Genomic DNA, 15,434 nt, shown 5'->3' with positions numbered 1-15,434 from the left:
TTTATTCGATGCAGCAAACGCTGAACCCGGAGAACATCAAGAAATCCTAGATGCTTTAGAAGCTCATAATTCAGGAGAAGAGCAATGACATATTACGCCCTGAAAGATAGCGATTGGGCTTTTGACGATCAGGATGAAGGACGAGCGATAATAGTTCAAGCAGACACTCCAGAGGAAGCAATTTCCAAAGCCACAGAAATGCACATTAAGGAATTTCCCGGTGCTGGCGGTGTCACATGGGACGTTGCGCGCCTCGACTTAACGGGTATTGGTGATGCTGAATGGGGGGATGACAATATCCCTAAATACGGGAAGTTCCACTTTTATGAGGCCGGTTTGAATGAGCCGTCTGAAATATACAAGCGTATGAAAGCCCTCGAAGCCAAGCTCGCGGCTGCTGAAAAGGCGCTGGAGCCGTTTGCAGCGATTAAAACGGCGGATGGACCAGAAGGCACTCTAGCCCACATTCCGGACGGGCATGGGCTTATGTTCAACATTGAAACATGGGAGCCTTATTTTACCGTGGGCGATGTGCGCAAAGCCCGCGCCGCACTGCGGGAAAGGGAGTGAGGATGTCAGCCTATACGTATGCCGACACTGAACGGTGGCTCGGTGACATCGCTAACCTTATCGCTGCGTATCCCGAAACGGAGGATCGGCTGATACCGCTGTACGAGCGCATTGAGATCATGCAAAACAAACTGGTTGCTAACGACAATATCCGCGACCGTATCAAATCACGGCTGAATCGAACGGCAGCGTGAATTTTTCCATTTGCTCTTTTCGCCATTCCAAAGAACCGCCCGTGCCATATCGTGGGCGGTCAACTGTATGACCCATCAGCATTCGGCGCAGTTCATCGTCCAGGCCCGCCTCTTTCATGCGATCCTCGAATGAGTGGCGAAGCGAATAGACGGTATAGCCGGCACCCTTCGGAAAAAGCTCGTTGTCCTTGAAATACTTATTCAGCGTCGCCGATAGCGTGTCTTCCTTGTTTTTGTAACGAGGGAAGCCATTCCGATGTTTCTTAAAAACCTCATGCGCTATGCCGACCAACGGCAGCTTGCGAACAGACGAAGCGGTTTTAATCTCACGCGGATCTGCAGCGTCTTTTCGAGGCGCAATCAGGATATGCGGAACCTTGTCGGCAAGAAATATGTGCTCGGCCGTAATGTTGCAAAGTTCACTTGGTCGACAGCCTGTTTCAATCATCGCCAGGACGATACCGCGAGCCTCTTCGTTTAAGCTGACGAGAGGGCCATAGGTCAGGAACTTCCCTTGGATGATATCCGTTGGGATAGGCGGGCGCGACTTTTCAACTTTCTCCGCAAAACTAAGATCGCGGAAAGGGTTTGGCCTATCCCTATCGCCCATGTGCTTGAAATATTCGGCAAATAGCACGCGCATTCCGCCCATCATGCGATTGCCCATGCTGGCGGATATCGCTGCTTGGTTCTTTGCTGGTCGCGTTATTTTCTGAAGCCAGACCTTGTAGAATTTCTGCGCGTCCTCGCGCGTAATCTCCGCAATAGCCTTATCTGAAACGATCTTCACAAAATGGTCGATCGCGCGCTGCTTGTGTGCGCGCCAACGTTTTTTCTGGATTTCGCTCTTGCCCGTCAGTTCATCGGGCGTGATCTCATCGAAATAAATTTTCAAGGCTTGCGTCACAGACACAGATGGAACACCAGCTGCTCCGTAAACAGCGGTATTCTCGTCCACGCTATCTCGACGATGAGTTAAGTGCGCGGCTAGCGCCTCATCTGTAAACGAAAGCAGCCTATCGGCTGGCACATATGAAATTCCGATGGCTTCTGCTCGCTTAATGGCAGCATCATATAGTGCCCGAGCCTTATCCCCGTCAGCGCCAGCCTTTAGCATCGCCCATAGCGCGTCGTCAGCAGATTCGTACTCGTTGCGCTTCGTCATCGCCAACGCCAAATCGCTTGTTTTCAGGCTTATGCGGATGATAGGAGCGCGACTATCCTTGTCTGCAACATACATGGGGACTCGGCGAACATACTGATAAACGCCGTCGCGGTTTTTCAAATATCGATGCGGATCTGATTTGATACGATATCCAGCCATAACGGCATTATAGCACCGAGTAGCACGCTTTGTATCGCATTTTGTTGCACACTATGTAGCACAAAACGGTACGTTAAACATCGAACCAACAATAAAAACTCCGCCTAAGCGGTTGATATTATTACATAATTGTAGATGGATGACTTGAAAGTAATGGTACGGTCGGTTGGAGTTGAACCAACGACCTCAGGAGCCACAATCCTGCGCTCTAACCAACTGAGCTACGACCGCGTACCTTTTTGCCTGGCGCATGGCACCTTGGTGCCGCCGACAGGGGGTCACATACGGAGAATCGATCCACATTGCAAGAGAGTATAGCGCTCTTTTTTCAGAAATTCCCAATTGTCGGATTCAATATCGAATCCTTCAGTGTCTGGTGAGAGGCTGGTAACCATTTCACATAGCCGGCTGTGCACAACCGCCATGATCGCCCGAGCCTGTAAAATTGCCTTTCGCGCATTAACTAATGAAAGAGAAAATGCGGCCCATATCCAATGGCAATATGGACCCGCGCTCGCAAGAAGCTTATTAACGGGGCGTTAACAGGCTCTGCGGGCGGTCGAAACAACAGGTAAGGACCGGTATGTCAGGATCATACCCCTTCATCGATATTGCCGCGCTGGATTCGATCCGCGAAGGCTTTGCCAAAGGCGATGCGCAGCTCGTGCTGACGCACGACCTGTCGGCAGTGCTCTGGGTCAACGGCCCCGGCGCGAAGCTGTTCGGCTTCGATCGCGTGGAAGAGATGATCCGCAGCGCGCTGGATCTTCCCATCGCGACGCGGCGGCAGATCGCCTCATCCAATACCGATGCGGGCGACGCACCGCGCACCGTCTCCGTCCGGCTCGGCGGCGGGCTGCGTTCGGAACTCACCCGTCTCGGCGTTTCGCATATCACCCTTCCCGACGGCGTGTCCGGCCTTCTGCTGTCCGCCGATGGCGGCAGGCCCGGCGCCGATACCGTCATTTCCGGCCTCAGCGACGACAGCACCCACATTGCCCTGATCGACGCCGACAGCAGGGTCATCGCGGCGAGCCCGCATTTCGCCGCGCTCGACATTTCCGCAACCACGCTCGACGACCTTGTCATCGAAGCTGCCGATGCCACGGACCGTATCGTCAAGCGCCGCATCCGCGCCGGAAAACATTCGGTGCCAGGTGCGATCGCGCGCCTGACCGACACGCCGCCGATGCACCTCCTGTGCATTGTCGGCGACGCCCCCGTAACGACCGCCGCCGCGCCTGTCGCACTGCCCGGCGAGGCCGAGGACATTCTGGAAGAAATATTACCCGAACCCGCAGAACAGCCAGAGGCGCACGGTTTTGCATTCGATCGCGATGCGCCACCGGCTCGCTTCATCTGGAAGGTCGGACCGGATGGCGCGTTCAGCGAAGTGTCGCCGGAACTGTCCGCGACCATCGGGCAGAATGCCGCCGATGTCGTCGGACGCCGCTTTGCGGATGTCGCGAATGTCTTCGGTTTCGATCCCGATGGAGCGATAGCGGAGCTTCTCGACAGGCGCGATACATGGTCCGGTAAAAAACTGATGTGGCCGGTCGAAGGCACCGACCTGCGTGTGCCCGTCGAACTGGCGGCGCTCCCCGTTTATTCCCGCGACCGCGAATTCATGGGTTTCCGCGGCTTCGGCATCGTCCGCCCGTCAGAAGCCGAGAGCGACCCGGAAGAAATAGGCCTTGTGCTTGCGGGCGGTATTCCGCAAGCCCGAAAGCCCGCCAGCGCGCCGGACGAAACCGCGATCCCGGTCGAAGAGGATGACGTTCTGGCGCTGACCGAAGAAATCGCCAATGACGACCGTCCGGTCGCGACGCTGCCCAAACCGCCGCTCGATATTGCCGAAACGCCCGGACGGCGCGAATCCGACAAGGTCATCAGCCTGCTCAATGCCTGTGCGCAGGAAAAGGTGGCGGCAGATCGCACCCGGATGCTGAAGGAGCGTGAACATCAGCAACGCCCCGAGGGCGGCCTGACGAAGACCGAACGCAATGCATTTCGCGAGATCGCGGAACGCCTGCGCAAGCAGGGCATTGCCAATGCCCACGCGGAAAGCGCCGAGAGCGAAACGAACGCTCCCGCCGACAAGGCGGTCACGGATGGCCCGGCGCCCGCCGCGATAGCCGAGCCGCTTGTCGAGCCGCTTGTCGAGCCAACCGCAGCCGGGGAGCCACGTGACGACACCGGCAGGGCGAGCGAAACCGCCCATGCGGATGAAACTGCGCTTCTCGCCAATCTGCCAGTGCCCGTCATCATTCATTCGGGCGACGAGATTCATTATGTCAATCAGGCCCTGCTCGATCTGACGGGCTACGAAACGCTGGACGATATCCGCGATGCCGGTGGCGTCGAAGCGCTGTTCAACAGCGAGAGCGACGGCGACGAAACCAGACAGGGCATGGTGCTGCGCCGCGCCGATGGCAGCGAGGAACCCGTCGATGCGCATCTCAACGCCATTGCCTGGCGGGATGGCCGCGCGCTCATGCTGAGCCTGATGCCTGTTGCCGCCCCATCGGCAGCGGCGACGCCCGCTCCCGCGGAGCAGCCCGTCTCGCGTGACGCGGACAAGGAAAAGCGGGCGCTCGAAGCCCATGTCGAGGAACTGAAGACCATTCTCGACACGGCGACGGACGGTGTCGTGCTGATCGACCCGGAAGGCCGCATCCGTTCGATGAACCATTCGGCGGCAGCCCTTTTCGGCTATGAGCGCGACGAGACCGAGGGCAAGTTCTTCTCCATGCTTTTTGCCATCGAAAGCCAGCGCGCGGCGATGGACTATCTGCACGGGCTTTCCGGCAATGGCGTGCTGAGCGTTCTCAATGACGGGCGCGAGGTGATCGGGCGCGAAGCGAACGGCGGCTTCATCCCGCTTTTCATGACCATCGGCAAGCTGCCGCATACGCACGGATTCTGCGCCGTCCTGCGCGACATCACCCAGTGGAAGCGTACCGAGGAAGAACTGACCAGCGCGCGCCGGGAAGCCGAGCGCGCCTCGAACCAAAAAACCGAGTTTCTGGCGCGCATCAGCCACGAAATCCGCACGCCGCTCAATGCGATCATCGGCTTTTCCGAGCTGATGGCCGATGAAAAATTCGGCCCGATCGGCAATGATCGCTATCGCGACTATCTGCGCGACATCAACCGCTCCGGCAATCATGTGCTGGCGCTGGTGAACGATCTTCTGGATATTTCCAAGATCGAGGCCGGTGCGCTCGACATGCAGTTCGAGGCGGTTTCGCTGAACGATGCCATTGGCGAAGCCATCGCCCTGATGCAGCCTCAGGCCAATCGGGAACGTGTCATCATCCGCTCCAGCTTCCAGTCCAGCCTGCCGGACATCGTCGCCGACACGCGCTCGATCAAGCAGGTGGCGCTGAACCTTCTGTCGAATGCGGTGCGCTTCACCGCTCCCGGCGGTCAGGTGATCGTTTCGACAAGCTACGAAATGAACGGCGATGTGGTGATGCGGGTGCGCGATACCGGCATCGGCATGACCAAATCCGAGGTCGAGCAGGCACTGAAACCGTTCCGCCAGATCAATGCGCTGGAGCGTCGCAAGGCGGAGAGCGCCAGGGACTGGCGCAGCGAGGGAACCGGCCTCGGCCTGCCCCTGACCAAGGCCATGGTGGAGGCCAACCGGGCGCAATTCTCCATCGATTCCACACCGGGACAGGGAACCGTGGTCGAGATCGCCTTCCCGCCGACACGGGTTCTGGCCGACTGATCTGCATTGCAGGCAATCGGGAAACCTCCCCTCGCGGGAGGTTTTTCACGTCACTGCGAGCAAAAAAAAGCGCCGGACGAACCGGCGCTATCAGAATTCAAGAGACAAAAGGGACACAAGAGCAATTCGCAATGGAGCACCGGAAACGGCGGCTCGATCATCACTCAGTGTTGCCCACCTTATCGCGTGAAGCCGGTTAACGATGGCTTAAAATCTTGATTCAGGGTTTACGTATTGGTAGCGACTGTAAAATCAGGGTTAATTTCCGCGCAGCAATTGATTAACCATAGGACAGAAGCGGGCGCGGGCGGTTTGATTCCGTCATTCCGGGCGGGAAATCCGTTGCCAGCTTCAGCATTTCCGGCAAAAGTGCCAGGCGCTTCCGCCGGTTTACGGCATGAGTGAGTTTCAGTGATTGGATGGTTGATGCGCTGGCCCAGATTTACCCGCCTCATAGTTGCGCTCGTCATTCTTTGTGCCGCGGCTGCAGCGACATTGCTGGCCGTGGTGCCTTTCATCGTCTCCACCGATGCCATCCGTATTCGCGTAGCGCAGGAAATCAGCGCATGGACCGGCTATAGTGTCGAGCTGCGGCAGGCCCCGCGCCTGAAGGTATTTCCGGTTCTGCGCGCTTCACTGAGCGGCGTGACGCTCAGCAAGCTCACCGACCAGGGCCAGAAGCCGCTGATGAGCGCCGACCGCATCGATGTGGAGCTGTCGCCGCTCGACGCCATCATGGGGCATATTTCCTTTTCCGAAACGCAGATCGTCCGGCCGCACGTAAATCTCGACGGTCCGGTCTCGAATTTCGCGCAGCTTCTCGATGCCATCGGCAATTCCAACGGGCGTCTCGGCACCGCCATTCGTGCGCAGCGCGCGCTACAGCAAAACGGTTCGGGCGATAATGTGCAAGCCGCACAGCAGACGTCGCAGCCCTTTGGCCGCGTCGTGGTCCGCGACGGTGTGATCGCTTTCAACCGTCCCGACAGCAATCCCGAAATCGCCCGCGACGAACAGATAACCGATGTCAACGCCACGCTGGAATGGCCGCGCACGTCGAGCGCCGCAACGCTCAAGGGCAGCGCCAAATGGCGCGATGAAAGCTCGCAATTCAGCCTCAGCGCCACACAGGCCCTGCCCTTGCTGGCAGGCGGCACTTCGGATGTCACCGCAAGCCTCACCGCCAATCCGCTCAGCCTCACCTTTCAGGGCAAGGCGAATATTTCCAAGGACCGCTTTTTCGAGGGCGATCTGACGGCCACGACGCCGTCGCTTAGCGGCGCGGTGCGCTGGCTGAGCCTACCGCCTATCGCCGGCAGCGCGGAAATCGGCGCTTTCTCGCTGGAATCCACCATCACCGCGACGCCGAAACGGCTGAAATTCGCCGATGTGGAAATGACGGCCAGCGACAGTCCAGCCAAGGGCGTCATCGAGATCGGCCTTGAAAGCGAACAGCCCGCCGTTAACGGCACGCTCGCTTTCGACAAGCTCGACCTGCGACGCCTGTTCTCGGCCTTCATTCCCCTGCCTGACAGCAGCGCGCGCTCGCCAAACGAACGCGACAGCCATGACCGCGATGCCGTCGATACGAGTTTCATCGACCGCGCGGAGGTCGATCTGCGTCTGTCCGCACAGAACGCCACAGCCGGTCCCGTCAACATGACGGGTGTTGCCGCGGCGGTGCAGATACGCGGCGGCCGCGCTATATTCGATATCGGCGATGCCAAAGCCTTCAACGGCATCATGCAGGCCAATGTGCAGATCGTGCGCGACCTCAAGAGCGCCACAGGCGAATTGCGCTTCAACGCGTCCGGGATAGAAGCAACGCAATTTCTGACCGCGCTCGGCTTCGAAAAGCCGTTCATCAGCGGCAAGGGCAATGTATCGCTTTCCATGAAAGGCCCGGTCAACCGCTGGTCCAGCCTGCTTTCGAGTGCGCAGGGCAATGTCTCCGTTCAGCTCGATAACGGGCAGATGCAGGGGTTTGCCGTGCAGGACTTTCTGGCCAAGGCGCAGAGCCAGCGCTTTTTCGCGCTGGAGCGCAAGGATAATGTCGCGCTCGCCTTCAACCGCCTCGATGTGAAAGCCAATCTCTCCGACGGCGTGGCGACGCTGGAAAATGCCCGGCTCGATACATCGGACGGAACGCTCAATCTCGCCGGCATCGTGCCTTTTGTGGATCGCAGCCTTGCGCTGAGCGGCGAGGTCATCTTCCCGAACAGCCAGCCGCAGCCGGAAAACAATGCCGATGCCCAAAACGGCCAGCAACCGGCCTCAGAATCGCAGGCCAAGCCGCCGCTGAATTTCTTCGTCGGCGGCTCGTGGGACCGGCCCTTTATCTCTCCGTCATCGATGGGCGCAGGACAGTAATCGCCCTCTTTACGACATGCGGAACGCAGCTTGTTCGTCACGGCGTCGCTGCACTTCGCGGCGCTTGTTGATCACCGACGCGATGATGACGCCGGTGGTTACAAGCCCGATCAGGATCGTGCAGACGGCGTTGATTTCCGGCGTCACGCCAAGGCGCACCTGGCTGTAGATCTTCATCGGCAGCGTGGTCGCCCCCGGCCCCGATGTAAAGCTTGCAATCACCAGATCGTCGAGCGACAGGGTAAAAGCCAGCATCCAGCCGGAAACCACGGCAGGCATGATGACCGGCAGCGTAATCTTCATGAAGGTCGTGACCGGCGGCGCGCCAAGATCCATCGCCGCCTCTTCCAGAGAACGGTCGAAGCTCACCAGACGCGATTGCACGACCACCGCCACGAAACACATGGCGAAGGTGATATGCGCGAGCGTCACCGTCCAGAAGCCGCGGTCGAAATCCATCGCCACGAACAAAAGCAGCAGCGACAGGCCGGTAATGACATCGGGCATCACCAGCGGCGCATAGACCATGCCGGAAAACAGGATACGTCCGCGAAAACGCGTGTAACGGGTAAGCGCAAGGGCCGCGAGCGTGCCCAGCACGGTGGCGATGGTCGCAGACAGAATGCCGACGCGGATCGTCACCCATGCGGCGTCCATCAGGGCCTGATTGCGGAACAGTTCGCCATACCATTTGGTTGAAAAGCCCGCCCAGACAGTAACAAGGCGGGATTCGTTAAAGGAATAGATCACCAGAAGAACGATGGGTAGATAAAGAAAGGCAAAGCCAACGACCACCGATGCTATATTGAAACGGGACCAGTTACTGTTCATTTATTTGCCCTTTTCCTGCGCCCGCGCCTGTACCTGCTGGAAGATGACGATCGGCACGATCAGCAGAACCAGCAGCACCACCGCCACCGCCGACGACACCGGCCAGTCACGGTTGGAGAAGAATTCGCTCCAGATCGTCTTGCCGATCATGAGCGTCTCGGAACCGCCAAGGAGATCGGGAATGACGAATTCGCCCACCGCCGGGATGAAGACGAGGAAACACCCCGCCAGCACACCGGCCAGCGACAGCGGAAAGGTGATCTTCCAGAATGCGCTGAGCGGCGTGCATCCCAGATCCTGCGCCGCCTCGATCAGCGAATAATCCATCTTTTCCAGCGACGAATAGATCGGCAGCACCATGAAAGGCAGGTAGGAATAGACGATGCCGATGAACACGGCCGTGTCGGTGTTCAGGATATTGAGCGGCGTATCGATGACGTTCAGTCCCATCAGGAACTGATTGAGCAGGCCCTCGGGCTTCAAAATGCCGATCCATGCGTAAACGCGGATCAGGAACGAGGTCCAGAACGGCAGGATCACCATCATCAGCAATGTTGGACGGATCGTCGAAGGCGCGCGCGCAATGCCGTAAGCCATCGGATAGGCGACGACGAGCGTCAGCAAAGTCGAAATGGCCGCAATGCGAACGCTCGACAGATAGGCCTTGTAATAGAGCGGATCGTCCAGCAGCCACAGGTAATTATCGAAGGAAAGCTGTTTCAGCTTTTCCCAACTGGCCGCGAGCCCCTGTGCCAGATCGAAGGTCGGCACATAGGCCGGGATCGCCATCGCAACTTCGGAAAGAGAAATCTTGAAGACGATGAAGAACGGGACAAGGAAGAAAACCAGCAGCCAGAAATAGGGCACCGCGATGACAAGGCGGCTGGCGATGGAAGCAATCAGCTTCTGCATGGGCTTGCCCTCCTCAGGCCGTCAGCACCAGACCGGCGTCGGTATCGAAGGAAACCCAGACACGCTCGTCATAGGTGAGCGGGTTTTCCGTCCGGCGCACCGCGTTGAGGCTTGCGGCCTTGACGGTGCGGCCATTGTCGAGGCGCACATGGAAAACCGTCATGTCCCCGAAATAGGCGATATCCCAGAGTTCCCCGTCAACCGCATTCACGGATGCCTCTTCCGGCCTTTCGCGTGAAATACGCGTCTTTTCCGGGCGCACCGCATACCAGACCTTCTGGCCGGGGCTCAGTTCCTCGCGGGTTTCGGTCTGGATATGGAAGCCGAATTTCTCGGTGGCGATTTCCGCCGCGCCACCGCCCGCCTTCACCACCTCGCCTTCGATGATGTTCACATTGCCGATGAAGTCCGCGACGAACTTGGAACGCGGCGCTTCATAAACTTCCGCCGGCGTCGCCACCTGCCTGATACGCCCCTTGTCCATCACCGCGATACGGTCGGACATGGTCATGGCTTCTTCCTGATCATGAGTGACGACCATGAAGGTCATGCCGAGCTTGAACTGCAAATCTATCAGCTCGAACTGGGTCTGCTCGCGCAGCTTCTTGTCGAGCGCGCCAAGCGGTTCGTCCAGCAGCAGCACCTTGGGGCGCTTGGCGACCGAACGGGCAAGCGCCACGCGCTGGCGCTGACCGCCGGAGAGCTGGTGCGGCTTGCGCTTGCCGAACTGTTCCAGCTTCACGAGCTTCAGCATTTCGGCGACGCGGTCGTCGATTTCCGATTTCGCCATGCCGTCCTGCTTCAGACCGAAGGCGATATTCTTCTCCACCGTCATATGCGGGAACAGCGCATAGGACTGGAACATCATGTTGACCGGGCGCTTGTAGGGCGGAATTCCGCGCAGATCCTGACCGTCAAGCGTGATGCGGCCCGATGTCGGCTCCTCGAAACCCGCCAGCATGCGCATCAGCGTGGTTTTGCCGCAGCCCGAAGCGCCCAGCAGCGCAAAGAATTCGCGATTGAAGACATTGAGCGACAGATCATCGACGGCGGTGAAATCGCCGAAGATTTTCGTCACATTCTCAAAAGAAATGAAGGGTTTGGCCGCCGGGTCGTTCCAGGGCGCAAATTTGCGGCGAAAACTGCCAAAAGATTCCATTCCGTTCCCCTATAAACTAACCGGAACCCGATCCCCCGCGGGCAAAACCCACCGTTACAAGACGCAGAACGGCCCTCCGTCTGCACAGTGGGCCGCTCTTCACGATGTCGGGCGGGACAGATGGGTCCCATACTATTTTGGCGCTTACTGGCCTGTGACGACCTTCGTCCAGGCGCGGGTCACGACGCGCTGGGTCTTGGTGTCGTAGGGGGTCGGCACGAACAGCTTCTTCATGACGTCTTCCGTCGGGTAAATCGCCGGGTCTTCGAGAATTTCCTTCTCGATGAACTCCTGCGAGGCCTTGTTGCCATTGGCATAGAAGACATAGTTCGATGCCTTGGCCGCCACTTCGGGACGCATGATGTAGTTCATGAATTCAAGCGCTTCCGGCACATGCTTGGCATCGGCCGGGATCGCCATCTGGTCGAACCATATCAGCGCGCCTTCCTTCGGGATCGAATAGCCGATCTCGACGCCCTGCTTGGCCTTCTCCGCGCGATCGCGCGCCTGGAAGATGTCGCCGGAATAGCCGACGGCCATGCAGATATCGCCATTGGCCAGCGCATTGATATATTCTGACGAATGGAACTTGCGGATATTCGGGCGGATCTTGAGATAAAGATCCTGCGCCTTCTGCAAATCCTCCGCCGAAGGCGAATTCGGGTCGAGACCCAGATAATTCAGCGCCGGGCGCAGCATTTCGCTGGCGGAATCGAGCAGATAAATGCCGCAATCCTTCAGCTTGGCCGATTTTTCGGGGTCGAACAGCGCATCCCACGAGTCGATCGTATCGGTGCCGAGCGCTTCCTTGATCTTGGCCTTGTTATAGCCGATGCCCGTGGTGCCCCACATATAATTGACGGAATATTCGTTGCCCGGATCGTAGGTCGCGGCGCGGGTCGAGATTTCGTCCCACATATTCTTGATGTTCGGCAGCTTGTCCTTGTCGAGCTTCAAAAACACGCCTGCCGGAATCTGGCGACCGAGAAACTCGCCCGACGGCACCACGACGTCGTAGCCGCTACCACCGGCCAGAAGCTTTGTCTCCAGAATCTCGTTGGAGTCATAGTTGTCATAGACAACGTTGATACCGGTCTCTTTTTTGAAATCCTCAAGAATCTGAGGATCGATATAATCCGACCAGTTATAGATATTGACCACCCGCTCCTGCGCACCGGCCGGAAGCGTCGTCGCAGCGACAAGACCCGTAATCATGGTCGTCGTCAGAAGAAAGGATTTGATCCCCATTTTGTGCTCCATCTTGCACGATTATTTTCAGTGCAGGTTCAAGGTGGATATACAGTTTCTTTATTGCACTTTTTTAGATTGCACCGCGTTCGTCAACTGTCCCGTGACAGGACGAACATAAAAATTGCATTTCACTGGAAGTCGAAGGCGGACAGCCCCGCCACCATCTCGTCCAGACCGAGCGGGCGGGTCAGGGGCGGTTCGGCGCGGGTGATGCAGCCCTGCCGCTCGCAGAGGCGGCAGGCCGGTCCGGTTTCCGTATTTCCCGCTTTTGAAAGAGATGCGCCATAGACGGTTTCGGCTCCGGCCTCCAGCGCGCAGCCAAGCAATATTGCCGTGCGGCGCGGGCGCTCGTCGAAGGCCCCCTGCGGCCCTTCCAGCGTGCGGGCAATCGTCAGGAATGCCGAACCGTCCGGCAATTCCACCGGCTCGACCAGAACCTGGCCCGCCTGCGCGAAGGCGGCATAGACCGGAAGTTTCGGGCATTGCCCGCCGAAACGCATCGGAAAACCTTCCGCCCCCGCCACACGCAGGCGATTGCCCGCATGGTCGATTTCCATCACGAAAAAAGGCAGCGCGCTGGCGCCTTGCCGCTGCAAGGTGGTGAGCCGGTTTGCCGCTTGCTGGAACGAAACGCCGAAACGCGTGCGCAACACATCTATATCGTAACGCGCCCGCACCGCCGCATCGCGAAACTGGCGATAGGGCATCATCAGCGTCTGCGCGGCATAGCGCGCCAGTTCGAAACGGGCGATGCGCTTCGCCTCGCCGGATGACAGCTTCAGGCTTTCCGTTTCCGCGCCGATCACCACCTGCATACGGATCAGCGCCGCCTCCATGGCGATTTCCTGCAACTGATCGAAGGGCGAAAGGCGCTCCGAAACGAAAAGACGCTGCGAATGCCGGTCGTAGCGCCTGCGCCAGTTGGGCATGGTCGCCACCGGCAGCGTGCGCACGGTGATGCCGTGTTCGCGGCGCAGCCAGTCTTTCAACGCGGCCAAAAGATCGCCATCTGGCTTCAGCAGGGTGTAAAAGCTTGTCCCCTCCTCCTCGATACGCGGATAATGATTGGCGCGCCGCGCCATCACGTCGCGCACTTCGTCCAGCGGCAGGCGCGTGGCCGAAAGCTGCGCCCCGTTCCCCTCATGCGACAGCAATTGCGAAAGATCGGAAAGACGCTGCTGCTGCTCGCGATAGGCGCGATAAAGCTTCATGATACCGGCGGCGGCATTGGGCGCGGCCTCGCCGATCTCCACCAGCTCCTGATCGCCGGGAAGTTCGCCGGTCAGGAGCGGATCGGAAAACACTTCCTTGAGGCCGGCAATGGTCGCACCGCTTTCTGTCTGAAGACTGTCCAGATCGAGCTTGTAGACGCTTGCAAGCTTCAAAAGAAGCTGCACCGTCAAAGGCCGCTGATTACGTTCGATGAGGTTGAGATAGGAAGGCGAAATGCCGAGCGCCTCGGCCATTGCCGTCTGGGTCAGGGCCAGTTCGTTGCGAATGCGCCGGATGCGCGGACCGGCGAAAATCTTGCGCTCGCTCAAAGGCGTATCCTCCCGGCAATCATCGCGATTTTACAATTCATGACAAAATAGCTGCATTCTTCATCTTTGACAAGATTTACAAATTTACAGCCCCATCAAGTCAAAACACTGACAGCATTACCTCAATTTCGGCGCCAAAAATCCGGTTTTTATGGCCCTTGCGGTCAGTCGATTGTAAATCTCGTCACAGACAGGAGCCACCACGAACCGCTCTGAAATCGAATGGCATCACACGAGGAGACACCGAAATGACAGATTTTTACAGCCTCATTCCTTCGGCACCCAAGGGCCGCTTCGACGGCATCGAACGCACGCATACCGCCGAAGATGTAAAAAGGCTGCGCGGTTCGGTGGAGATCAGGTATTCGCTGGCCGAGATGGGCGCCAACCGCCTGTGGAAGCTCATCAATGAGGAGAATTTCGTCAATGCGCTTGGCGCGCTTTCCGGCAATCAGGCCATGCAGATGGTTCGCGCCGGGCTGAAGGCGATCTACCTCTCCGGCTGGCAGGTTGCAGCCGACGCCAATACCGCTTCGGCCATGTATCCGGACCAGTCGCTTTATCCGGCTAATGCGGCACCCGAACTGGCCAAGCGCATCAACAGGACCTTGCAGCGCGCCGACCAGATAGAAACCGCCGAAGGCAAGGGCCTTTCGGTCGATACATGGTTCGCGCCCATCGTCGCCGATGCGGAAGCAGGCTTTGGCGGGCCGCTGAATGCTTTTGAAATCATGAAGGCCTTCATCGAGGCCGGTGCCGCAGGCGTTCACTATGAAGACCAGCTTGCGTCGGAAAAGAAGTGCGGCCATCTCGGCGGCAAGGTTCTGATCCCGACGGCAGCGCATATCCGCAACCTCAGCGCGGCGCGTCTGGCAGCAGACATCATGGGCACCGCGACGCTGATCATCGCCCGCACGGATGCCGAAGCCGCAAAGCTTCTGACCTCGGATATCGATGAGCGCGACCAGCCATTCGTGGATTACGATGCAGGCCGCACGGCGGAAGGCTTCTATCAGGTGAAGAACGGCATCGAGCCATGCATCGCCCGCGCCATCAGCTATGCGCCTTATTGCGATCTGATCTGGATGGAAACGTCCAAACCCGATCTCGAACAGGCCAGGCGCTTTGCGGAAGCCGTGCACAAGGCCCATCCGGGCAAGAGGCTTGCCTATAACTGCTCGCCGTCGTTCAACTGGAAGAAGAACCTCGACGACGCCACCATCGCCAAATTCCAGCGCGAATTGGGCGCCATGGGCTACAAGTTCCAGTTCATCACGCTGGCCGGGTTCCATCAGCTCAACCACGGCATGTTCGAACTGGCTCGCGGCTACAAGGATCGTCAGATGGCGGCCTATTCCGAACTGCAACAGGCGGAATTTGCAGCCGAAGCCGATGGCTACACCGCGACCAAGCACCAGCGCGAAGTCGGCACCGGCTATTTCGATGCCGTGTCGCTCGCCATTACCGGCGGCCAGTCTTCGACCACCGCCATGAGTGAATCGACCGAAACCGCACAGTTCAGACCGGCTGCCGAATAGCAGCCGGG

11 protein-coding genes and 1 tRNA gene are annotated in these 15,434 nt (G+C 58.5%); 5 read left to right on the top strand and 7 right to left on the bottom strand.

The features are described 5' to 3' along the window. Positions 1 to 84 precede the first annotated feature (84 nt). Both FHS76_RS15845 and FHS76_RS15840 read left to right on the top strand, forming a co-directional pair. Positions 85 to 570, top strand: a complete 486-nt coding sequence (locus FHS76_RS15845) for a hypothetical protein (protein ID WP_183654759.1) — start codon at positions 85 to 87, stop codon at positions 568 to 570. A gap of 2 nt (positions 571 to 572) precedes the next feature. After that, a complete protein-coding gene (locus FHS76_RS15840) occupies positions 573 to 764 on the top strand; it encodes a hypothetical protein (protein ID WP_043062530.1) in 192 nt (63 codons plus the stop codon). Here the strand turns inward: FHS76_RS15840 and FHS76_RS15835 are convergent. Together FHS76_RS15835 and FHS76_RS15830 are read right to left on the bottom strand one after the other, a co-directional pair. Continuing rightward, complete coding sequence (locus tag FHS76_RS15835; protein ID WP_235992696.1) at positions 733 to 2,088, bottom strand: site-specific integrase; 1,356 nt, start codon at positions 2,086 to 2,088, stop codon at positions 733 to 735. The two genes, FHS76_RS15840 and FHS76_RS15835, sit on opposite strands and share 32 nt — an antisense overlap. A 154-nt stretch (positions 2,089 to 2,242) precedes the next feature. After that, a tRNA-His gene (locus tag FHS76_RS15830) sits at positions 2,243 to 2,319 on the bottom strand. A gap of 352 nt (positions 2,320 to 2,671) precedes the next feature. Between FHS76_RS15830 and pdhS the strand changes: the two genes are divergently transcribed. Both pdhS and FHS76_RS15820 read left to right on the top strand, forming a co-directional pair. Continuing rightward, a complete protein-coding gene (gene pdhS / locus FHS76_RS15825; protein ID WP_183654756.1) occupies positions 2,672 to 5,824 on the top strand; it encodes a cell-division control histidine kinase PdhS in 3,153 nt (1,050 codons plus the stop codon). Between the two features lie 426 nt (positions 5,825 to 6,250). Further along, positions 6,251 to 8,194: an AsmA family protein gene (locus FHS76_RS15820; protein ID WP_183654753.1), complete on the top strand. Its 1,944-nt coding sequence runs from the start codon at positions 6,251 to 6,253 to the stop codon at positions 8,192 to 8,194. A gap of 9 nt (positions 8,195 to 8,203) precedes the next feature. Here the strand turns inward: FHS76_RS15820 and FHS76_RS15815 are convergent, their stop codons facing one another. The 5 genes from FHS76_RS15815 to FHS76_RS15795 all read right to left on the bottom strand — a co-directional run bounded on the left by FHS76_RS15815 (position 8,204) and on the right by FHS76_RS15795 (position 13,888). Next, positions 8,204 to 9,025 (bottom strand): ABC transporter permease, encoded by an 822-nt coding sequence (locus FHS76_RS15815; protein ID WP_183654751.1) that lies wholly within the window; start codon positions 9,023 to 9,025, stop codon positions 8,204 to 8,206. Beyond that, positions 9,026 to 9,937 (bottom strand): ABC transporter permease subunit, encoded by a 912-nt coding sequence (locus FHS76_RS15810; protein ID WP_183654749.1) that lies wholly within the window; start codon positions 9,935 to 9,937, stop codon positions 9,026 to 9,028. A 13-nt stretch (positions 9,938 to 9,950) separates the two neighbouring features. After that, positions 9,951 to 11,096, bottom strand: coding sequence for an ABC transporter ATP-binding protein (locus tag FHS76_RS15805; RefSeq protein ID WP_183654747.1), 1,146 nt, complete (start codon positions 11,094 to 11,096; stop codon positions 9,951 to 9,953). Between the two features lie 144 nt (positions 11,097 to 11,240). Next, complete coding sequence (locus FHS76_RS15800) at positions 11,241 to 12,344, bottom strand: polyamine ABC transporter substrate-binding protein (protein ID WP_183654745.1); 1,104 nt, start codon at positions 12,342 to 12,344, stop codon at positions 11,241 to 11,243. Positions 12,345 to 12,475: 131 nt separating this feature from the next. Continuing rightward, entirely contained in the window at positions 12,476 to 13,888 is a 1,413-nt protein-coding gene (locus FHS76_RS15795) for a helix-turn-helix domain-containing protein (protein ID WP_183654743.1), read from the bottom strand. A 248-nt stretch (positions 13,889 to 14,136) separates the two neighbouring features. Here FHS76_RS15795 and aceA point away from each other — a divergent pair, with 248 nt between their 5' ends. Further along, complete coding sequence (aceA, locus tag FHS76_RS15790) at positions 14,137 to 15,426, top strand: isocitrate lyase (protein ID WP_183654741.1); 1,290 nt, start codon at positions 14,137 to 14,139, stop codon at positions 15,424 to 15,426. The last annotated feature ends 8 nt before the right edge of the window (positions 15,427 to 15,434 follow it).

Source organism: Brucella daejeonensis (genome assembly GCF_014199265.1).
Classification (GTDB): domain Bacteria; phylum Pseudomonadota; class Alphaproteobacteria; order Rhizobiales; family Rhizobiaceae; genus Brucella; species Brucella daejeonensis.
This window is presented reverse-complemented; position numbering and strand designations above follow the sequence as displayed.

Coding starts and splice junctions, on each gene's coding strand:
- FHS76_RS15845 (WP_183654759.1), top strand. CDS start 85: ATGACATATTACGCCCTGAAAGATAGCGATTGGGCTTTTGACGATCAG.
- FHS76_RS15840 (WP_043062530.1), top strand. CDS start 573: ATGTCAGCCTATACGTATGCCGACACTGAACGGTGGCTCGGTGACATC.
- FHS76_RS15835 (WP_235992696.1), bottom strand. CDS start 2,088: ATGGCTGGATATCGTATCAAATCAGATCCGCATCGATATTTGAAAAAC.
- pdhS (WP_183654756.1), top strand. CDS start 2,672: ATGTCAGGATCATACCCCTTCATCGATATTGCCGCGCTGGATTCGATC.
- FHS76_RS15820 (WP_183654753.1), top strand. CDS start 6,251: ATGCGCTGGCCCAGATTTACCCGCCTCATAGTTGCGCTCGTCATTCTT.
- FHS76_RS15815 (WP_183654751.1), bottom strand. CDS start 9,025: ATGAACAGTAACTGGTCCCGTTTCAATATAGCATCGGTGGTCGTTGGC.
- FHS76_RS15810 (WP_183654749.1), bottom strand. CDS start 9,937: ATGCAGAAGCTGATTGCTTCCATCGCCAGCCGCCTTGTCATCGCGGTG.
- FHS76_RS15805 (WP_183654747.1), bottom strand. CDS start 11,096: ATGGAATCTTTTGGCAGTTTTCGCCGCAAATTTGCGCCCTGGAACGAC.
- FHS76_RS15800 (WP_183654745.1), bottom strand. CDS start 12,344: ATGGGGATCAAATCCTTTCTTCTGACGACGACCATGATTACGGGTCTT.
- aceA (WP_183654741.1), top strand. CDS start 14,137: ATGACAGATTTTTACAGCCTCATTCCTTCGGCACCCAAGGGCCGCTTC.